General features: G+C 45.5%; 17 protein-coding genes. All 17 read left to right on the forward strand.

Annotated features, from left to right (window positions below):
* The first annotated feature begins 2 nt into the window (after window positions 1-2).
* Entirely contained in the window at window positions 3-1,718 is a 1,716-nt protein-coding gene (locus H5090_RS17690) for a terminase large subunit (RefSeq protein ID WP_182696354.1), read from the forward strand.
* Window positions 1,719-1,747: 29 nt separating this feature from the next.
* Complete coding sequence (locus H5090_RS17695; protein WP_182696355.1) at window positions 1,748-1,957, forward strand: hypothetical protein; 210 nt, start codon at window positions 1,748-1,750, stop codon at window positions 1,955-1,957.
* Window positions 1,957-3,213: a phage portal protein gene (locus H5090_RS17700; RefSeq protein WP_182696356.1), complete on the forward strand. Its 1,257-nt coding sequence runs from the start codon at window positions 1,957-1,959 to the stop codon at window positions 3,211-3,213. The genes H5090_RS17695 and H5090_RS17700 overlap by 1 nt, the downstream gene beginning before the upstream one ends.
* A complete protein-coding gene (locus tag H5090_RS17705) occupies window positions 3,201-4,148 on the forward strand; it encodes a S49 family peptidase (protein WP_182696357.1) in 948 nt (315 codons plus the stop codon). Before H5090_RS17700 ends, H5090_RS17705 begins: the two co-directional genes overlap by 13 nt.
* Window positions 4,149-4,228: 80 nt before the next feature.
* The gene (locus H5090_RS17710) at window positions 4,229-5,530 is read left to right on the forward strand and encodes a phage major capsid protein (RefSeq protein WP_182696358.1); all 1,302 of its coding nucleotides are present in this window, start codon (window positions 4,229-4,231) and stop codon (window positions 5,528-5,530) included.
* A gap of 57 nt (window positions 5,531-5,587) precedes the next feature.
* Window positions 5,588-6,031 carry a hypothetical protein gene (locus tag H5090_RS17715; protein ID WP_182696359.1) on the forward strand — a complete coding sequence of 148 codons (444 nt, stop codon included), beginning with the start codon at window positions 5,588-5,590 and terminating at the stop codon, window positions 6,029-6,031.
* A gap of 80 nt (window positions 6,032-6,111) precedes the next feature.
* Window positions 6,112-6,456: a head-tail connector protein gene (locus H5090_RS17720; protein WP_182696360.1), complete on the forward strand. Its 345-nt coding sequence runs from the start codon at window positions 6,112-6,114 to the stop codon at window positions 6,454-6,456.
* Between the two features lie 2 nt (window positions 6,457-6,458).
* Window positions 6,459-6,785 carry a hypothetical protein gene (locus H5090_RS17725; RefSeq protein ID WP_182696361.1) on the forward strand — a complete coding sequence of 109 codons (327 nt, stop codon included), beginning with the start codon at window positions 6,459-6,461 and terminating at the stop codon, window positions 6,783-6,785.
* Window positions 6,782-7,291: an HK97 gp10 family phage protein gene (locus H5090_RS17730; protein WP_182696362.1), complete on the forward strand. Its 510-nt coding sequence runs from the start codon at window positions 6,782-6,784 to the stop codon at window positions 7,289-7,291. The genes H5090_RS17725 and H5090_RS17730 overlap by 4 nt, the downstream gene beginning before the upstream one ends.
* Window positions 7,288-7,650, forward strand: coding sequence for a hypothetical protein (locus tag H5090_RS17735; protein ID WP_182696363.1), 363 nt, complete (start codon window positions 7,288-7,290; stop codon window positions 7,648-7,650). The genes H5090_RS17730 and H5090_RS17735 overlap by 4 nt, the downstream gene beginning before the upstream one ends.
* Before the next feature lie 5 nt (window positions 7,651-7,655).
* A complete protein-coding gene (locus tag H5090_RS17740) occupies window positions 7,656-8,081 on the forward strand; it encodes a hypothetical protein (RefSeq protein WP_182696364.1) in 426 nt (141 codons plus the stop codon).
* Window positions 8,081-8,437, forward strand: coding sequence for a hypothetical protein (locus H5090_RS17745; RefSeq protein ID WP_182696365.1), 357 nt, complete (start codon window positions 8,081-8,083; stop codon window positions 8,435-8,437). Before H5090_RS17740 ends, H5090_RS17745 begins: the two co-directional genes overlap by 1 nt.
* A 217-nt stretch (window positions 8,438-8,654) precedes the next feature.
* Window positions 8,655-10,907 carry a hypothetical protein gene (locus H5090_RS17750; RefSeq protein WP_182696366.1) on the forward strand — a complete coding sequence of 751 codons (2,253 nt, stop codon included), beginning with the start codon at window positions 8,655-8,657 and terminating at the stop codon, window positions 10,905-10,907.
* A gap of 12 nt (window positions 10,908-10,919) precedes the next feature.
* Window positions 10,920-11,534 (forward strand): hypothetical protein, encoded by a 615-nt coding sequence (locus tag H5090_RS17755; RefSeq protein ID WP_182696367.1) that lies wholly within the window; start codon window positions 10,920-10,922, stop codon window positions 11,532-11,534.
* Window positions 11,527-12,144, forward strand: a complete 618-nt coding sequence (locus tag H5090_RS17760) for a hypothetical protein (RefSeq protein WP_182696368.1) — start codon at window positions 11,527-11,529, stop codon at window positions 12,142-12,144. The genes H5090_RS17755 and H5090_RS17760 overlap by 8 nt, the downstream gene beginning before the upstream one ends.
* Entirely contained in the window at window positions 12,145-17,304 is a 5,160-nt protein-coding gene (locus tag H5090_RS17765) for a fibronectin type III domain-containing protein (protein ID WP_182696369.1), read from the forward strand.
* 140 nt (window positions 17,305-17,444) lie between these two features.
* Complete coding sequence (locus H5090_RS17770; protein ID WP_182696370.1) at window positions 17,445-21,047, forward strand: hypothetical protein; 3,603 nt, start codon at window positions 17,445-17,447, stop codon at window positions 21,045-21,047.
* The last annotated feature ends 61 nt before the right edge of the window (window positions 21,048-21,108 follow it).

Genomic DNA, 21,108 nt, shown 5'->3' on the forward strand with positions numbered 1-21,108 from the left:
CAATGGCCACTTACCCCAACGTAAACGCGGCGAACAAATATGCCCGTGATGTTGTGGCGGGTAAAATCCCTAATTGCCGTCAAGTAATACAAGCCTGCCAACGTCACTTAGACGAACTGGCAAAAGAAAAAGACCCCGCATTTAAATACAGATTCGACAAAGCCAAAGCCGAGCGAATTTGTACGTTTATACAAAAAATGCCGCACACAAAAGGCGAATGGGCCCGCCGTAAATTACGCATAACATTAGAGCCATGGCAGTTGTTTTTTTTCGCCGCCTCATTTGGCTGGGTAGTAAAAAAAACAGGTAAGCGCCGCTTTCGAGAGGTAATGCTAAAAGTACCTCGTAAAAATGGTAAATCAATTATTGCCGCCGGTGTTGGCGTATTTGGTTTATGTGCTGATGATGAATACGGCAGTGAGGTTTATTGCGGTGCAACAAATGAAAAGCAAGCATGGGAAGTATTTAAACCCGCGCTGCTAATGGTCAACAAATTACCAAAGCTACGCAAGCGCTTTGGCTTACAAGTACACGCAAAAAAATTAACGCGCAGCGACGGTTCAGTATTTGAACCTGTGATCGGTCAACCTGGCGATGGTAGTTCGCCGCATATTGCAATCGTTGACGAATACCACGAACAACCAACAAGCGAGCAATACGACACATTTGATACTGGCATGGGCTCGCGTGATCAGCCAATGATTTTAACAATCACAACAGCGGGCACCAACCTAGACAGCCCTTGTTATGATTTAGAACTGCGCTGCAAAGCCATGTTAAATGGTACGCAAGACGATCATCTTTTTGCACTGCTTTACGGTATCGACGAGGGCGACGACTGGACAGACCCAGCCATACTTTTAAAAGCCAACCCAAATTACGGCATAAGTGTAAAAGCAGATTTTTTACTGGCCCAGCAGCAAAAGGCAATTAACAGCCCGCGCTTTACCAACACATTTAAAACCAAGCATTTAAACATGTGGGCAAGCGCTAAAAGTGCTTTTTACAACATGGAAAAATACAAAGCCTGTGAAGATACCAGCCTAAACATAGAAGATTTTAAAGGCACCGATTGTGTGCAAGCACTCGATTTAGCCCGCAAGATCGATATGAACTCAAAGGCTCGCATATTTTTGAAAGAGATTAACGGTAAAACGCATTGGTACAGTATTGCGCCTAAATTTTGGGTGCCTTATGAGCAAGTATATAACAACGAAAACAAACAGCTTGAACAGCAATTACAGCGTTACTTAAATCAAGGGTTACTCAGCGTAACCGACGGGGCCGAAATCGACTACCGCGACATACTCGCCGACGTAGTGCAAAGCCACCTTGAAACGCCAAGCATATCAATACCAATCGATCCACACGGCGCAACAAACTTAGCGCACAACCTAATGGACGAAGGTTTAAACGTTGTGACCGTCACGCAAAATTACACAAACCTTTCAGACCCAATGAAAGAGCTAGAGGCTGCCATTAATTCAGGGCGTTTCCATCACGACGGCAATGCAGTAATGGCGTGGCACATATCAAACGTAGTCGGGAAGAACCTACCAGGTAACGACGACGTAGTGCGCCCAACAAAGCAAAAAGACATAAACAAAATAGATGGAGCGGTAGCGCTGATCATGGCAATAGGCGAGGCAATGCTGCAAAAAACACAAGCACCTCTTAAAAAGAAATCAATTTATGCAGGCGGTAACGTTGGATGCTAAAAAAAATCGAAAGAACACACAAAAGATTAATGAGCGCATTAGCCAAAGCGGCCACTTTAATCATAAGCGCAATTATTAACTCATATAGCTTTGTAATTGGCATGATTGGCATAGCGGCAATTACTTACGGCGCGTGGTTAATCTATAAGCCCGCCGCCTACCTAGTAGGCGGTTTACTTTTATTAATACACAGCTACTTAACCGCAAAATCAATAGCCAACAGTAAAGGGGTTAAATAATGTTTTCCCCTAGCATGTTTAAAACATCGGCAATAATTAGCTCTATGGCCCGCAGCTTTGGCAGCGGCAACCGAACCACAAACAGCGGCGTACATGTAGACGAAGTAACCGCAATGGGCAATAGCGCCTTAAATCGCGCCATCACATTATTAGCAACAAGTGTAGGGCAATTAAATTGCGAACTTTATAAACGCGACGGCGACAAAAGGGACAAAGCCACCGATCACCCGCTTTATTCTGTTTTAAGATACCAGCCAAATAAAAAAGATACCGCCTTTGAATATTTCGAGTCGGGTATGGGCCTGCTTGGTTTGCGCGGTAACTTTTACGCACTAAAAGACCACGACGAAAAAATGCGGGTAAAGGAACTTATTTGGGTTCACCCCGACAACGTACAAGTGCTTAAAGGCGGTGATGGCCTACCGTATTACCACCTAATACCTGAAAACAAAACCGTGGGCATGGACTTAATGCACCACGTTAAAGGGTTTAGCTTAAATGGTTTTACCGGTGTTTCGCCAATACAAACCGCCACCGACTCAATAGGCCTAGTGCTAGCAACAGAGCAACACGCAAGCGCTGTATTTTCACAAGGAACAACGCTAAGCGGCGTGATTGAACGCCCTCACGAAGTCGAAAGCCTTGATAAACAAACCGACATAGACAACGTGCTTGATACGTTTGCAGCCCGCCATGTAGGCGGCGTGCGTAAAGCGTTTAAAGTGGCCATGCTACAAGAAGGTATGACATACCGCCAAATGTCAATGAACAACAACGAAGCGCAAATGATCGAGGCCCGTAAAATGGGCATTCTTGATATTGCTCGTTTGTATGGCATACCGCCCAGCATGCTTGGTGAAAGCGCCGGTGAATCCTATAAATCGGTAGAGCAAACCACCTTAAACTATTTAGTGTTTGCACTAATGCCATGGTTAAAGCGCTGGGAAAGCGCAATGCACCGCGATTTATTATTACCAGAAGAAAGAGGCACCTACTTTATAGAGTTTAATTTTAGCTCATTAGTAAGAGGTGACTTTAAAACGCGGTACGACTCATACGCAATAGGCCGTCAATGGGGTTTCTTATCGGTTAACGACATACGCCGCTTTGAAAACCTACCACCAGTAGAGGGCGGCAACGAGTATTTAACACCGCTAAACATGCAAAGCCCAGAAGATAAAAAAGCAGCAAGCCAAATGTCAACCGCCACACCCGAGCAACGCCTAGAAATAGAGAAAATACTATGCCGAACATAAACTACCCACGTATTGCCGAAATGGCATTTAATACGCCACTACTTTGTACCGCGCACTTATCAAACATTATCGAATCGTTTATTGCTCCCCGATTACTAGGGCATATAAACGCTCAAAGCAATAACGCCGTATTGTCAGACGCGCAAATAAGCGCTAAAGAATCAATGCCAATTCCACTGGGCGACCCCGAAAAGGGCGATCACATTGTCGTTTTGCCCGTTCACGGTATTTTAATCCCGCGCCGTGGTTCTATAACAGATTCGTGCGAAGAGGTAATGAGCTACGAATTCCTACGCACCCAAATGCAAAAAGCCCTTAACGACGATTCAGTGCTTGAAATTGTACTCGACATAAACAGCGGGGGCGGTACAGCGCAAGCCGCGTTTGAATGTGCCGAATTTATTTATCAAGCGCGCAGTATTAAGCCAATACGCGCCATCATTAATTTTAACGCCTACTCAGGCGCATATTTAATTGCCGCCGCCTGCACCGAAATCATTATTTCAGATACAGCGGGCGTAGGTTCCGTGGGCGTCTATCAAAAGCGCCTAGATATGACCAAAGCCTACGCCGACGCAGGTTACAAAATGCACACGTTCCACCGTGGCGCAACCAAGGTTTATTTTCACCCCGACGTCGAAATGAGCGAAGAAGAACGCGCCCACACCGAAAAAAACATAGAAAAAACCTATCAAAAATTTGTAGGGGCCATCGTTAAATACCGCGATATGAGCTTAGAGCAAGTTCTTGCCACCGAGGCCGACACCTACGAAGGGCAAGCCGCCATTGATTTAAAGTTAGCTGATCGCCTTGCCACCCCGCAAGACGCCATAAATCAAATAGCACAAGGCGCGGTGCAGCGCTCAAGCGCCCCAACAATTGGCCGCAGCATAAAAGCGCAAGCTGCAGCAATCGCACTAACACAAAATATTTAAATTCCCTGCCACGCGGCAGAGTTCACCCAAAGGTCGCATTTAGCGGCCTTTTTTTATAGCTAAAAAAAGGTAAAACTATTATGACTATCGCTCAAATTATCGCTGCGTGTAACACGCAACGCGAAACAATTAAATCTCTTGCCGCGATTGAGGCCGAAACAGGCCAATTGACCGCAGAACAATTAGCACAGTTCGACGCAGCGCAAGTTTCATTAGAGCAAAACCAAGCAAAACTTTCTCGCGCACGCTTAGCACAAGACACCGCAATCGAAACAGCAACACCAGTAATTGGCAACGGCTTTGGTAGCGGCCCAGCTATCCACACAAAAGCACCGTTAAAAGATTACCCAGGCGCAAAGGTCGCGCGTTTAGCAATGTCAATTGCAGCAGCTAAAGGCAACTTAAGTGACGCTCGTCTTTTTGCTGAAAACGAAATCGGCGATAAAGATGTAGCAATGGCAGTAACCACCGCCGCCAACTCCGGCGGTTCGCTAGTGCCAGAAAACTGGGCGAGCGAAGTTATCGAACTGCTAACACCGCGTACATTAGTGCGTAAAATGGGTGCTATGTCAGTTCCGCTACCAAACGGCAGCCTAACAATGCCACGCCAAAGCGGCGGTGCTACATCGCAATACAAAGGCGAAACAGAAAAAGGCTCAGTGTCAGAATCTAAATTCGGCGATTTAAAAATGCAGGCTAAAGAGCAAATTTCTTTAGTTGCTATGTCAAATAAATTAATAGGCCATGCAGGTTATCGTATTGAGCAGCTTGTTTTAAATGACATGATCAACGCAACAGCCCAAACCCAAGATCGTGCATTTATTCGCGGTGATGGCACAGGCGACACGCCAACCGGCATCCGTAAAACGGCCATCGATGCAGGCCGCGTTATCGCATTTAGCGGTTCATTAATTGCTACTAATATTGACGAGTATTTAGGTGCGTTAATGCTTGGCCTTGAAGAATCAAACTCAAACATGATCATGCCTGGCTGGATGCTACCACCACGTACCGCCCGTTACTTAAAAGATTTAAAAGATGCAAACGGCCGTTTTCAATACCCTGAAATGAAAGACGGATTTTTAAAAGGCTTACCGTTCGATACAACAACCAATATCCCTGCCGATCTGGGTGTTGATTCAAACGAATCTGAAATTTACCTTGTTGATTTTAACGACGTACTTATCGGTGAAACTGATACATGGTCAATCGATATAAGTAAAGAAACGGCTTACATGGATTCAAACGGTGATTTGCAGTTAACGTTCCAGCAAAACATGAGCCTGTTACGCCTAGTAACTGAAAATGATATTGGTTTCCGTCATTTAGAAGGCTTAATTGTCGGTACTGGCGTTAAATTTAACTCAAGCTATTACCTTTAATAGTTTTATTTAAGGGCATTAAAACGCCCTTTTGTTCCCTCTTTAAAAGGCATAATCATGAACACAAAAACAAAGTTAGTTACTTTATTAGCAAGCTTGCTTGTATCACCTGCAGCAAGCGCCCTAGAAACATTGTCTTTTGATATAAACGACTGTGATCCAGCGTTAGCGCCATTCGTTGTGGCTATTTCAGTCGGTAATTTTGAAAAAAAACCAGCAGTAGACGCGCTCAAAGTAACGTTATTTGATGATGAAGGTAAAAAGTCAGAGTCAAAACCAAGCGCAGAGCAGCGCGATCAAGCATGGGATTACTACCAGTTAAAAGTAGCTAATACCGACGACTCAGAGCAAGAAACGAAACCCGAAAAAGAAGAAAAAAAAGCGATTAAGTTTACTGGTAACTATCGAAATTACTGTAAAGGCGATATTACAGCGCGCCCTAAATCGGTTGCAGACAAGCTAATTCAGCAACAAATTGCAGTAGCTTACACACCAGAATAGTAAAAAAGCGTTCCTCAGCCCGAGCCGCATTGTTCTGATCTGCAATGCGGCTTTTTCATGTAAAAAATAGAGTAAAGCGCATGCTAGTTACAACAAACCAAGCAAAAATCCAGTTAGAAATTGAGCAAGACGACGATTATTATGATGAACAAATACCCGACCTTATAGATCGCGCAACAGGTCAAGTATGCGGCGACATTGGCCGCCCAATATTTGAAACAGCCGATCAAGTGCCCGAGCAAACAGAGGCACCAATTATATTAGCAAATTTACTCCCATACGAAACCGCCAACCTGCGAACCGCGTGTTTATTACAAATAAGCAGCTTGTTTAGTAATCGTGAAGTAGAAACAGATAAACCCCTAAACAAAAACGCGGCATATACCACCGCAATAAAAGGGTTTAAACGCATCATAATAGGCTAACCATGAACAGATTAACCGCCACACAAAAAAAGACGCGCGCCACGCTTTTTAACCTGGCGTTAGTCAAAACCCCCACCGGTAAAAAAGCACAGCTAACCCAAGTGGGCAAAGTTAAAGGCAGTTACCGCAAGCAGCGCGGCGGCCTAGTAAATCAACAAACGCTTGATGTAAGCACAGCCCAAGTAAGTTTTGCTATTGATTACCGCCCCGCGTTTATGGCCGTAAAAAGCATAGAAATTGGCGGCCAAACTTACGAAGTAAAAGACGCAACTAACGCAGGCCTACTAAATCACACCATCATTTTTGATTTAGAGCTACAAGCCCTATGAAAATAACCGGCGAAGTGCTCGGCCTAAAAGAGCTAGAGGCCCAACTGGCAAAAGTAGCCGGTGCAACCAAAGGCAAAGTATTGCGCGCGGCCCTTAAAAAAGCAGCAAAGCCCGTACATGACGATATGAAAAGCGGGTTTACTAGCGGCTTTAACACCCAAACGGGCCACATTGAGGACTCAATAAAAACAAAAACCACCCTCAATAAAAAAGGGGCTCACAGTATTTACGACGCTGCAGCATACGTAGGCGTTTACCCCAATAAAAAATCACAAGGGCTTACAGGCAGCGCATTACCCGCGCCGTTAATAGCTTACTGGCTAGAAACAGGCGTAAAGCCGCACATATTAAACCCACAAGGGTTAAATAACTTATTACACCCAGGCTTTGACGGTGTGCCGTTTGTGCGCCCATCCCTCATTAAAAACGAGGCAAAAGTAATAAGCACAACAAAAGTTGAGCTGGCCAAAGGCATCGAACGCGCTATTAAAAGGCAATCAACATGATCAACACAGCCATTACCGAAATACTTTATCAATTAAGCGATGACGTATTTGAACGCGAAGTAACAAGCGCCGACACGCTGCCCGCGTTTAGTTACAAACCAGTAAGCGACATACCACAAACCACACTCGACTTAACTGAGCATCGTATAGCGCGGTATCAAATTAGCACCGTAGCGGGCAATTCAGCCACCGCCGCCACCCTTGCTAAGCAATTACGCCAGCACCTTAAATATTTAAAAGGCAATTTTGGCGGGGTCAATATCACCCTAATAAAAGAGCAACAAACAATCCCCGATTTTAGCGGCGATCCTAACGTACACCGCCACATAATCGACTTTAATTTTCACTACGGAGAATAATACCCATGAGCGATACAGTTAAATTTCCTGAAGGTTCCCAGCTTCAAGTTGTTAAAACAGGCGACGCAGGCGAAACAGTAGTTGTTAAAGGCTTTGACAGCATTGGCGGCACCATTGGCAGTGAAGGCAAATTAAACACCGACACCGTATTAAGCGATTTACAAGTGCAATACGGCAAATCAGCCCTTAAAGATGCGGGCGAACGTGAGCTAATAGGGCGTTGGCTTGCCGATGACGAAGGCCAATTAGAGCTTAATGCCGCTGCCGAAGATGGCGTAGAGCGCGAGTTTAAACTACGCGTAGGCACAAACGGGCCAACATGGACGTTTAAAGCCGTGCTTGCCTCGTTTGTAATGGCAGAACTTGAAGCCGAAAGCGGCCTGCGTTTTAAAGCAAAAATGGGCATTAACTCAGACAATGGGCTTGCATAATGGCGACTAAAATTAACAAAGCTAATTTCTTTGCAAAAATGGGTGTACTACACCGCGAACCGGTAAGTCTTAGTGGTTTTGGTGAAGTATTTATTAAAGCGCTTACAGCTAAAGAAAACGAAGAATTTGAGCAAATTATCGTTAATTCTGATGGCAAAATGAAAACCGATATTTCAGTAAAAGCGGTTATGGTTATTAAAAGCGCCGAAGATGCCGACGGCAATAAGCTATTTACTATGGATGATTTAGAGCAGCTAAGCGAAATGCCCGCCGCACCCATTAATAAAATGTTTGCCGTGGCCTCGCGTTTAAACAATGTAACCGATGCCGACATTGAAGAACTAACAAAAAACTAAAAGCAAACGGTTGGCGGTGTTTCCTATTTTCGTACGCGACGGAAATAGGGCGCACCCCGTTTGAACTTGAAAGCCAAATAACACACCGCCAGCTTGCCGAAATCTACGCTTTTAAACAGTTGCAGCAAGAAAAATCAAGCCCTAAAAAAGACAAACCCGTCGAGTTACCACCCGACGACCTAGCCCAATATCTTCAAGCGTGGGGAGCTAAACCAGCATGAGCACATTAGCCAGTTTAAATATACAAATTGGCGGTAACAGCGCCACGTTACGAAACGAGCTAACCAAAGCGGGTAAAAGCGTAAGCAGCTTTGCTAAAAACGCCCGCAGTAATATGAACACCTACGCCAAAGCGGGCTTATTAGCCGGTGGCGTGGTGGTGGGTGCTTTGTTGGGTATTTATAAACAACAAGCGGCCGCGATTGATCAAACCGCCAAATTTTCAGACAGCATAGGCATACAAACCAGCGCACTAACTGAGTTACGCCATGCTGCCGCATTGTCAGGGGTCGCAAATAAAGACCTTGATAAAAGCTTAGAAAACATGACGCGGCGCACAGCCGATGCCGCATTTAAAGGCACAGGCCCGCTAGCCGACACCTTAAAAGCGCTACAAATTAACGCCCAAGATTTAAATAAATTAAAACCTGATGAACAATTAGGCGTCATGGCCGACGCCCTAAGCGGTATAGAAAGCCAATCCGAGCGAACCCGCATTGCTTATGAATTGTTTGGTAAGTCAGGCACCGGTATGCTTAAAGTGATCGAAGGGGGAGCCGTAGGCATTGACGCTATGCGAGCCGAGGCCGTCGCCCTTGGCATAAGCCTTGATCGTATCGATGCAAACAAAGTTGAAATGGCCAACGATTCAATAGAGCGCGCCGAATCAGTATTTAGTAGCTTTAGCCAAAACCTAGCCACCGAGGCCGCACCGGTGATCGGTTCACTCGCTGATTTGTTTTTAGAAAACGCCAAACAGGCAGGCGGCATGGGCAGTTATGCAGCCGATGCAGTAGGTACTATGGTAAAAGGCGCGGGCTTTGTCGGCAATGCGTGGCGCGGTATTCAAGTTATTTGGCAAGCACTAAAGGTAAGTTTTAACGGCCTGCGCTTACTGGTAATGGAAGGTGCAAACGCCATGCTTAGCGGCATGACGTCATTGGGCCAAAGCATTATTAAAACTGTTGTTTTTCCTATTCAGCAAGCGCTAGACGCCGCAGGATTTTTTAACGACGACGCCGCAAAAATGGCAAAAAGCTTAGCCTCGTTAAGTAACTTTGACGCCCCGCAATTATTCGACAAAGACGAAACCGCCGCCGCCTATAAATCGGCGCAAGAATCAACAACCGCCCTGCACAATTTAATGATGGAGCCTATTCCCTCACAAAATCTTGATCAGTGGTATGCAGACGCCAAAGCCCGCTTTGAGGGGTTAGCACAAACGTATGTAAGCACCCTAAATTACAACCCAAGTGTTGCACCTGCAGTTAGTGGAGAAACGGAAGTTCCAGCCGAGGAAGCCGAAAACCCATACCTAGCGCAAATCACCCAAGCCCAAGAGTATTTTGCTGTTAAAAAGCTCATGCGCGAAAACGATTGGAGCGAAGAACGCGCACAATTAGGTGTGCAATTAGAAGAATGGCGTTTAGCACTTGAAGCCAAAAAGCTAACCGAAGATGAATACCGCTTGCTTTCTCTGCAAGCAAACGAAGAATTTAACGCCCAGCGCACCGAGCAAAATCAAACGTTTATGGAGCAATTGCGCGAGCAAGCCGCCCAAACCAGCACCGACTTTGATGCAATGTGGGGTAATACGTTTGACCGGTTCACCCAAGGCATAGGCGAATCAGTCGCCAACGCAGTAACAACCCAGCAAAGCTTTTCAGATTCAATGAAAGGCGTAATGCAGGGCGTTGTTAAATCAACCATTGCCGCCCTTGCTGAAATGGGCGCAAAGCGCTTGGCACTGTGGGCCATTGAAAAACTGCTTAATAAAACCGCCGCCGTAAGCGCAGGGGCCACCATGGCAACCAGCGCGCAAGCCATGGCGTTAACAGCAGGCTTAAACGCCTTTGCTGCAACTGCCGCAATACCAGTAGTGGGGCCGCTATTAGCACCTGGCGCAATGGGTGCCGCACTCGCTGTATCAATGCCAATGGCCACCGCCATTGGGGGTATTTCTGCAGGTATGGCGGGCATGGCGCACAGCGGTATCGACGCAATACCAAACGAAGGAACATGGCTACTTGATAAAGGCGAGCGTGTATACACCAACCAAAGCGCGCAGCGCATTGATGAAATGTACGCCATGATGGCAAACCAAAACCAAAACCAAAGCCAAGGCGGCGTAACCATTAGCCCTAACTTTAACATTAGCGCAATGGACACCCACGGGTTTGATCAGTGGTACGACGCCAACCGCAACCGCATAGCAACCGATATGCAAGAACTAATCGAGCAACCAATTTAACAAGGGCATGCAATGCTAATTTTTCCCGCTAAATACGTGCTCCCCCAGCAAGCGCGCTTGCGTAGCTTAGACGAGACACAAACACCCCCAAGCCAAGGCGGTATTGATCATACAAACCGCATTGGCTATATGCACAAATGGGGCATCGACCTAACCACGCCAAAACTTAAATATGCCGATGTTATGGGTTTATTTTCGTTTGTGTGCTCGCTTGGCGGGCAATATAACCCTTGTTTATTTGCTAATCCTTACCCACCAATAGGCACGGGCACCGGCTTAGCCCTCATGCGCGAAAATGCATTGCAAGGCGCGCAAAGCGTCGCGCTTTATAATTTACCTGGCGCTAAATCGGGAATATTCGAGGCGGGCGATTTTATAAAGTTTAGCAACCACAGCAAAGTGTACATGGTAACGCAAAGCTTAAACAGTAATGGGGCGGGGCAAGGAACCGTGTACTTTACGCCCCCTTTGCGCATTGGTACTGCACAAAACACCGCCTTAAGCGCAGGGCCCGACGTTAATTTTACTATGCGCTTAAAGTCAGACAGTCAAGATATACAGCTACGCGCAACCGAAGGAAAAGAAGTGCCCGTAAAAGTAGAATTTGTGGAGTTTATAAATGATTGATTTACCCGCCGAGTTAATCGCTATTTTGTCAGGGCCACATACCACCGCGCAGCTAATCTCAATTGATTTAGAAACCCCATTAAACCTTACAAACGCAGGGGCACATATAAATTACGGCGGGGTCGAATACCGCGCAGGGTTTTGGCAAGCAAAAGCCAGTATAACCCAGCAATCAAGCCCCAAAATTGGCGAAATAAACATAGATTTAAACACAATAGATAGCGCCATAACGGCGCTTTTTTTTGCTTCAAATTGGCTCAATGCACCCGTAACAATCAGCAAAGTGTGGTTTAACGAGCAAAACCAACCCGTTTATAAAACTATTACTTGGCGCGGATTGCTTACAGGTAAAACCGGCGAAGAAGATAAAAACGACGCAAAAATTACTTTAAAAGCCGCCTCGGTGTGGGCCGACTTTGAGGCATCGCGCGGGCGAAAAACAAACCTTAAATCTCAACAAGTGTATTACCCAAATGATCGGGGAATGGAATTTAGCGGCACCGTTATTACCGATATTCCTTGGGGCCGTGAGGGCAGTTCACCACTTAGCACAAGCGGCGGTGGTGGCGCTAATCGTTTTAACCGTGGTGCAACATTAGAGCAGCGTTAAATGAGTCTTTTAAAAAAAATAATAAGTTGGTTTATACCAGAGCAAAAGCAAGCCAAGCAACAAACTGGCACAAACGTAACTAAAGCCAGTTCAGATACGCATATAAAAGTTATTTACGGCACGCGTAAAACCGAGGGAACAATTGTGTTTATGAACACAACCAACCCTGATGACGACGACGACGTAAAAAACGACTTGCTGCATGTAATTATTGTATGGTGCGAGGGCGGTGTAGAGTCTATCGACGATATTTTATTAAATGATATATCAATCACCGATAGTAAATTTAACGCAAAAGACGGCGGCCGCTGGGCGTATGCATATAATTTTACAAACGGTATGGCTGGGCTATCATCGCCGCATTTAAAAGCAGCCGGTTGGGATGGCGCAGCAAAAGATCACCGATTAGACGGCCTAGCATGTACATACTTACGCTTAGAGTGGAGCATTGGAGATGACGCGCCATTTACGGGAATCCCCGACGCAACAGCCATTATTAAAGGTCGTCGCGTTAGAAACCTAGACACAGGCGTAACAGAATACAGCGAAAACCCTGCGTATTGTACCTTTGATTATTTAACCCATCCTATTTTTGGTAAAAATTTACAAGCAAATGAATACGATCTCGATTCGTTTAAGCTTGGCGGCCGCATTGCCAATACCGCCGTGCCTAAATTTCAAGGCAGCGAAGAAACCCAGCCGCTATTTACATGTAATGCGGTTATCGATACGGGGCAAAGTGTACTAGATAATACAGAAATATTATCAAAATCTATGCGCGCACTAATGCCGATAATTAACGGCAAGCTTACGCTTATCATAGAGCAAGACGACGAACCGACCCCGTACAGCCTAAGTGAAAATGATTTTGATGGTAAAATAAAGTATGACGAGGGCAGCAAAAGCAAGCGTTATAACCGCGTCATTGTTGAGTATATAGACAAAGAGCTAAGTTATAGCGAACAAGATGCCGTTTACCCCGAGCCAGATAGCGAACTGGCTGATCAGTGGTTGGCCGAAGATAACGGCGTATTGCTTGAGTATCGTTTTAAAGTATCAAGCTGCACTGATTATTACGAAGCCCGCCAAATGGCGCGCATACTTGCTATGCTCAGCCGTGAGTCATTAAGTTTTACTGCAACAGTGGCCCCTATCGCCTTGCGTTACACCATAGGCGATGTAATACCTATAAACCATAAAAAATTAGGGTGGGTAAATAAGCCATTTAGATTAATTGGTAAAACCGATCAACCTAACGGCCAATTTACGTTTAACTTACGTGAGCACCAACCGTACATTTATAATTGGTTAAATGGCAATGTGCGCCCACCAATCCCAAGCACATCATTGCCCGACCCGCGTAACATTGCCGCCCCTGTTAATTTTAGCAGCACGCTACTAAATGATGGCCATGTAAAAGTTGCATGGGAGTCGGTTTACAGCCATTTTGATATACAAATATACAAAGACAATGCGCTAATACTCAGCACAACCAGTGTAACGCCTGCGTTTGTGATCACCGCACTTGATGCCGGTAACTACGAAATGGACGTGCGCGCCGCGTCAAAAATTGGTTTTCGTAGCGCATGGGTATCGTTTGGTTTTAGTGTTTCGTTACCTGGCGTTCCCGTTGTTAATATAGACGCCGTAACCTATAACACCATTACACTAAGCGCCAGCGTAACCGGTGCAAGTTTAGGCACAACGTTTGAATGGCAGTTTTTAGGCCAAACAGCCGAGCCAAACGCCAACCCAAACACCGCCAGCGGTTATAACTATATTTATACCGGCCTTGTGCCAGATACCGAATACAGCTTTAAGGTGCGTACTAAAAATTTATCAGGTGTGAGCCCTTGGGTAGACGTGGCCGTTAAAACGTCACTGGCCGACTTGTTAGATTATATCGACGATATACCGCTACAAAAATTAAGCGAAGATGCACAAACCCTTATCGAAGATATAAACACCCAAGTAGACCGCCTGCGCCCTGATACAGAGGATAATATACCCGACGTTCTCGCGCGCACCGTAAACGAGCTAAATTTAGAGCGCCAAGCCCGCACGGATATAGAACAGGGTATTTTTGATTTATCAGCAAATTATACAAATTGGCGTCAAAACTACGAGCGCCGCCAATTAGGTAACGAGCGTTTAATTGATGCCGCCGTATATATCGACCCCGACAACGGCACTATTGTAAACCGTGCCTTTGCATACACAGATCAAGCCTTTACTGAGGCAAACGTATTAATTGACGGTGTTAATGCAAGCATTGAATTACAAGCTAACCGCATAACCAGCAGCAACGAGCGCTTAACCCAAGCCGAGGCTAACTTAATCGTGCAAGCGGGCCAAATAACCCAGCGCGCCACCTTTACCGAAGTTCGTACAGAAATAGCCGGTGCGATTGAAGCGCTAACCCCTGCGTATAGCTGGCATTTTAACACCACCACAGAGGGTTTTACGGGCAACATAACCCATAACGCGTTGGGTTATGTAACGCTAAACGGCGTGGTTAACACCCCTGCGCTTAGCTACCAAGCCGACGAAAACCCAATGTTACGCCTACGTGTGCGTAAGCATGCTGATCAGCCATGGTTAGGTAATCTTTACTTTGGTGCCGATGAATTTTTAGTTAATGTTTTAGAGCCTGAAAGCGAAAACTGGGAAACCACCCAAATTGATTTAACAGGCATTGAAGGTTACACAGGCACCATTACGGCGCTAAAAATTGACCTCGGCCACGTTGATATTGATTTTATAGAAATTGGTAAGCGCGGCGCTAACGATTTAGCGCTAAACGACATAACCACCCGCGCAACGTTACTTGAAAATGATATTGATGCGGCCACCGGTATCATGGCCCAATATGCAACAACCACTTGGGTAGACGGTTTAGGATATCAAACGCAATCAAACGTTAACGCCATACTAAATACCTTTGATACAACGTACCAAGTAAGTGCAACGTTACAATCGTTTAATGAAAACGGAACCCTTGAAAAAGCGAACAATGCGCAGCAGTTTATTAATGGCGCAGAGGCATACATTACAAGCCAAATCACCGCCTTTAACGCGGCAGAGGGCAGCGTTAATGCACAGTTTGCAACCGTAGAGCAAAAGCTAGACGCTATAAACGGCACGATTGAGCAAAGCATTGTGCAAATTCAGGGGCTAGATGCTGATCTGCAAACAGCCAACCTAAACGATGTAATACTGCAAGCTAACAACGTATTGCAAGGTGAAAAAATCGCCGAGCAAGAAGTGAAAATTGCACTGGCCCAAACTGAACTACTCGCCAATACGGATGATTTAGAATCAGTTGCGCAAAATGCATTAGAGTTGGCCACTAAGTATGATCAAAACTTAGGTTTAATTACTGAGTTATCAGGCGCATTTTCTAACGAACAACAAGCCAGTGTTGAACGCGACACCCGCTATCAAGCCACGTTTGAAAGTGTAACCGCGCGTTTTAGTAATGTTACAACGGCCATGGCCACCATTGATGAAGCAAACACAGTACGCGATTTAGAATTTGAATCTTTTATTGCAGATACCGTAAGTAGCTTTGATGAAGTGGCCGAAACATTTGCAAGCCAAAACCAAGCATTTACCACCCTTGAAAATACGCTTACAAGTAAAATAGCAACCGATACGGCCAAGGGTAAAAGCGAGGCTATCGCCACCGCCCAAGAGTATACCCGCACAGCCGTGGGTTATTGCGTAGATGAAAACGGCGACATAACCAGCCAAAGCGACGCGGTGCAATGTGTTACCGATGGTGGATCATGGGTTGATGGCCCGCTAGCTGAGTTTATAGCCAACCTGCAAATTAGTGATGGGGAAGAATCAGCCAGTATTAAGCAACTGCGCCAATTGTTTAAAACCGTTGACGGTAAATTAGTGGCTCGCGGTGGCTGGACGCTTGACAATAACGGGCGCGTTTCGGGCATTGCGGGTTATAACGATGGTGATATTGCCAGCCTTGACTTTATTGGTGATGTAATACGCCAAGGGGCCATGGTGGGCACTACGTTTGTGCCCACGTCATACGTGGATAACTCTGATCCGCTTAATCCCATTCAGCGCATAAAGGGCATTTTAGAGCTTGGCGACGGGCACACGGTAGCTAGCCTAGAAGATATTAGAGCCCAAGACGGTACTAATGGCTTGAACGGCAAGGACGGCAAAGACGGCAAGGATGGTACTAATGGTACTAATGGTGCTAATGGCAATCGGGGATCGGTAGAAGTCCAAGTTGCAACCACCTCGGGTGTTTGGTCGGACTCAACCGCCAATAGCGCGGTGCCTAATGGGACACCTGTTATACATGACCGCGTGACCATTTATAAAAGCAGCGATCCTGCGGTGCAAACTATAAAGCGCTTTAATGGTTCAAACTGGGTTGCATACACTTTGTATGTGCATGGCAGCGCAATGATTGAGGACACGCTAGACGCTAATGTGATACGTGCGGGAACAAAAATGACCGCCCCCATAATCGAAGGGGGAACCATACGCGGTGCTATCGTGGAAATGAAGGGAACTAACTATATGAAAATACAGTCAGCGACCCCCTTTGGCCCTCATAATTTAATCGAATGGTATGGCAAGGTGACAGGCAATGTCTCAGGCTCTACCGTGCTTTACAATAACCTCACAAAAACCAATGCGGTTACGTATGTGGATGATGAGGGAAGTCCTTATTTTGGCGGTACAATTATAGCCGGTACGCTAACAACATCGATTCAAAACCCGTCTACGGGTAGCTACGTTACATTAGATACTGAAAGTTTTGGTAGTAATGGTAAGCAAATTGCGATTGTTTGCAGCGCGTCGTCTACAGGTTCAAGCGGCGAAATATCGGGCAGTTGTAGCACTAGCAACCCCGACAGGCACCCTTTAGTAACCCTACAGCTATATGAAGTTTCAAGCTCGGGTGCTGAAACATTGGTAAAAGTAGAAAATGGGGAAGGTAACTATATATGCTCACCCGAGGGAAGTAATCGTAAAATTGAGTCCTACACGCTCGGAAAGAGTTTTACTTATTTTGATAATAAGCTGTCTACAGCCGACCGAAAATACCGCCTAAAAGCGACCTTTAGTAATACGTTTGGGAGTATTAATCAGCGTATTTCAATTGTTACTCAGGAGGCATAAAACAATTTGATGTATTTACCTGCCCCCAAATAACACATATATTAATCAAAATATAAAAAAACACATTTAATGTTAAGCTTTTAACGCACTCTATTCAAACTCAAACGGTGAGTTTGAATAGAGATTCAAAAGGAACCCCCATGGCTGCATACACTGCCAACCAAGTGAGCGTTGCCAATGGGCAACGCTCAGTTTTAATAAACAGCAATGAATCAACCGAACATGTTAACCGTGGCGATTTTTTAGTTATTGCCGCGCATAATTTTATTGAAGAAATTGAAAGTTTTCGCGTGGATGAAAGCGGCCAATATTTTATTGAGTTATTAAGGGAGTGGGAAGGGGCTAACATTAATACTGCACAGGCTATTGTTATACCCACCACCGCCCAATTTAAAAACGCAGTAACGGCCCTGCAAAATGCTAACACGGTAATAAACGACAACATGGCCGCAATGCAGAACTGGCAAACGCAAACGGGCCAAGTGTCGTTTAACAACCTAAACGGCACGCAAACAACCGTTAAAACGCTTAAGCAAATAGAGCTAGACACCACCGCATTAGCAGAGCAATTAGGCGGCGCGCAAATAATCCGCGCTATTTTAATAGCGCAGGGGTTAAGTGGTGATTATGGCTTTTTTGCTAATGGCTTTGAATACATTAACGAGGGTGACGCAGGCGTTAATGTAGATGGCAAAATATACACGTACATTGGTGCGGGCGCGCCTGCTAAAGTTGTTGCTGCGAACACCAACCCCACAGGCAACAGTGATTACAAGCAAATTACTTTTAATGATGCGCTAAGTTATGTAAGTACGTTTAGTGAATTAAAAAAGCTTAAGCATTTAAAAGTTGGCCAAGCTATAAAAACACTGGGGTATCACGGCCTCGCTGATGGCGGCCACGGTGAATATATTATCGATGATGGCCCAAGCGATGAACTAGGCAACCCACAAATTGCCAACGGTTTAACCGCGCGCCTGCAGGCGGTAAATGGTGAGGTTAACTTATTACAATACGGCGCTAAGGGTGATAGCGTAAGCGAAGATAACGACAGTATATTTTCGATGTTTACGCACTCAAAACCCGAACATACGCTGGTGTTTAACTCAGGTAAAACATTTTTAGTTGGCGGTGTTATCCGCATTGATAATAACTCGGATAAGTCCGGCATAACGCGCAGCTACAGAGTAAAAGCGCACGGCTCTAAAATTCTAAAAAAAGACTTTACCGGTTCGGCTTTTCTCAGTGTTTCACACAACCCAAATAATGAGTGGTATATAAACCGGTATGATCTCGACGAATGGGATTTTACATGGGAAGGAGGCGAGCAAGACGCCAACGGCTTTAATCAAAACTTTAGAATGGCGGCAAATTTGCGAGATGGTGCAGGCACCCTTGATACAAATTACTACACCACCGCCGCACAGCAAGCTAAAGCCTTAGTTTACCAAGCATTGCAGGCTGAGGTTTTTGGCAACCCTGAACTAAAATGGTATATCAACCCGTTATCGTCAAGCACTCCCCACCAAGGGCAGGACGGTAATTGGCTCGACGTTATAGGCGCAAGAACCGCCACGTTTAAAGATATAACCACCAAACGCCGCCACGAAGAAGGGTTTAACGGGCGTAGTTGTCGTAACTTGGTTTTTGAAAACTGCCATGATTTTGATTCACTGCCCACTAACGACCAATTTCAAATATACATCACCGGCGGCGGCAATTTTACAAACGGGCAGCAGCATTTCCACATGCGCTCAACCAACGCGCAAACACTTGTTAGATTAGTGGTAAGCGACGCCTCAAGCCTAACAGTAGGGCAAACCGTTAAAGACACCGGCGACGAGGACGCAGACGAACACACCCAAGGCGTGATCCACCGCATACAAGGTAATCAGTTATTTTTAAAATATGTTTATTTTGGCGATGGGTTTGCAACGGGCACAGAATTGCAAGCCGACGGCGTAGTTGTAAGCGGGGTTTATATACTTAGCTATAACATTATTGAAGCCCCAACAATGACCGTTAGTCAATGTTCTTCTAACGTGGGTAACAGCGGCATTGGTTTTATGAACACTGAAAATTGCCCTACGCTCTCATCGCTCAGTGTAAGCGATTATGTGGGCCGCGATCTGGGTTTAATTGGTATACGCGCCGAGCATGTTCACACGTTTCAGTTAACCAACATTACCATTGCCAGTGCCAATATATTATCTGATCCTACGGGGACATTAGATTATTGGACTATGGCGGGGATTGAAGTTGGCGCATCTACAAGGCAGTTTATTACCTCAAACGTGGTGCTTATAAATACGTCTATTACAGGTAATAATTATGCGCGGCAAGATAGCCAAATAGCCGCAGGCATTCAAGTAAAGTTTACTCAGGGGCGCGGAAGAATAAACGCCCGCACGCTTGTACCATCAAGCACCACCGGCGTACAAGCATTGCTTGGGAATGTGTCGGCGGTAAAAGTAAGCTCATACAAATATACAAACTTTGCAGATTACTACCCAATCAACCCCGCTATTAAAGTGCATAAAGGCCGCGTAAGTGACTTTGAAATAAACGGCTGCCAACGCGGCATTATTCAGTGTGAGCAAATATCAGACGGCACGATAGAAAACTGCGCGGGCCGCGCAATAGATGAAATATGGACGGAGGGCGGTAACGTCAGCCCTGTAATTTCTAATGTAACCGCAAAAAATATAGAAAGTTTTGCCACTATACCTGGCGGCGATTACGCAACCGGTAATGACTCACTTTTAAAAGTGTCTAATTGTACGATTGAAAATGTGCAAGGTTTAGTATTTGTGGGTACACATGAGGATGCCATTTTAGAACTGCGCGGCAATTCATTTAGAAATTGGGGTTTAGATACCACCAAACCAGACCGCGAACGCTGGCTAATTGGCAACACGCAGGCTGGTGATGCACAAACCCGCGAGCTTTATTTAATGAACAACTCATTTAGGGCCGACGCACCCACAGCCGTAAAAAAGCTATGGGCGATGAATGCCACAAATCAAACCTTAGTTGAAAAGGGCTCGATATATGCAAATACGCTACCCGAAGATTGGCAGACAGTCCGAGGCAATAACGGCGTTTACTTAAGAGATAACTATGTAACAGACGTAATTAAAACCAAAGATGGCCTTGAGATTTTTAATACGGCGGGTAAAACCGTGGGCGTTTGTCGTTTCAATGCGTTTAGAGCCGCGTATCGATTTAACGAACCGAGCGCCTCGAACTTTCCCTTATATAACGATGACGGTACACAATACTTATCGTGTGTGGCAGGTGATGTTATTAGCATGGTGTGCAGGCTTACCCCCTCACCCACAAGCCAAAATCAAGTGCTAGTGTCAGCCGCTACAAGTGGCGTTTACATAACCGAAGTAAATACACTGGGCGTGTACGGTGAAAAGTTCACGGTAACAATCAACGGGACAGATTATCAAGATGGGGACGACATAAGCGCGCTTTTAGATACAAAAGAGCACACCGTTATAATCACAATTATAGACGCGGTTGATATACGTTACATAGGTTCGGCCTCGTCGGGAACCAGTGAGCATACCACCTTTGGTATATATAACATTGCTTATACATCAAATGTAAATGATGACCGGTTTTACCCGTTTGACGAGGGCGCAGGCTCATTAATTAAAGATACTCTAAGCGGCCACGATGTAACGTTAAACTACGGATCAGCGGGGCAATGGTATAGCGCGTGGATGGACTAGGCACATAACAAAATCTAAATTGGCGCTGCACTTTCACTTAAAACGATTGCAGCGCCTTTTA

The sequence above is a fragment of the Pseudoalteromonas sp. SR43-5 genome (assembly GCF_014163835.1).
GTDB lineage: Bacteria > Pseudomonadota > Gammaproteobacteria > Enterobacterales > Alteromonadaceae > Pseudoalteromonas > Pseudoalteromonas distincta.

Coding starts and splice junctions, on each gene's coding strand:
- H5090_RS17725 (WP_182696361.1), top strand. CDS start 6,459: ATGAACAGATTAACCGCCACACAAAAAAAGACGCGCGCCACGCTTTTT.
- H5090_RS17700 (WP_182696356.1), top strand. CDS start 1,957: ATGTTTTCCCCTAGCATGTTTAAAACATCGGCAATAATTAGCTCTATG.
- H5090_RS17760 (WP_182696368.1), top strand. CDS start 11,527: ATGATTGATTTACCCGCCGAGTTAATCGCTATTTTGTCAGGGCCACAT.
- H5090_RS17715 (WP_182696359.1), top strand. CDS start 5,588: ATGAACACAAAAACAAAGTTAGTTACTTTATTAGCAAGCTTGCTTGTA.
- H5090_RS17695 (WP_182696355.1), top strand. CDS start 1,748: ATGAGCGCATTAGCCAAAGCGGCCACTTTAATCATAAGCGCAATTATT.
- H5090_RS17765 (WP_182696369.1), top strand. CDS start 12,145: ATGAGTCTTTTAAAAAAAATAATAAGTTGGTTTATACCAGAGCAAAAG.
- H5090_RS17745 (WP_182696365.1), top strand. CDS start 8,081: ATGGCGACTAAAATTAACAAAGCTAATTTCTTTGCAAAAATGGGTGTA.
- H5090_RS17730 (WP_182696362.1), top strand. CDS start 6,782: ATGAAAATAACCGGCGAAGTGCTCGGCCTAAAAGAGCTAGAGGCCCAA.
- H5090_RS17770 (WP_182696370.1), top strand. CDS start 17,445: ATGGCTGCATACACTGCCAACCAAGTGAGCGTTGCCAATGGGCAACGC.
- H5090_RS17705 (WP_182696357.1), top strand. CDS start 3,201: ATGCCGAACATAAACTACCCACGTATTGCCGAAATGGCATTTAATACG.
- H5090_RS17755 (WP_182696367.1), top strand. CDS start 10,920: ATGCTAATTTTTCCCGCTAAATACGTGCTCCCCCAGCAAGCGCGCTTG.
- H5090_RS17735 (WP_182696363.1), top strand. CDS start 7,288: ATGATCAACACAGCCATTACCGAAATACTTTATCAATTAAGCGATGAC.
- H5090_RS17750 (WP_182696366.1), top strand. CDS start 8,655: ATGAGCACATTAGCCAGTTTAAATATACAAATTGGCGGTAACAGCGCC.
- H5090_RS17720 (WP_182696360.1), top strand. CDS start 6,112: ATGCTAGTTACAACAAACCAAGCAAAAATCCAGTTAGAAATTGAGCAA.
- H5090_RS17710 (WP_182696358.1), top strand. CDS start 4,229: ATGACTATCGCTCAAATTATCGCTGCGTGTAACACGCAACGCGAAACA.
- H5090_RS17740 (WP_182696364.1), top strand. CDS start 7,656: ATGAGCGATACAGTTAAATTTCCTGAAGGTTCCCAGCTTCAAGTTGTT.
- H5090_RS17690 (WP_182696354.1), top strand. CDS start 3: ATGGCCACTTACCCCAACGTAAACGCGGCGAACAAATATGCCCGTGAT.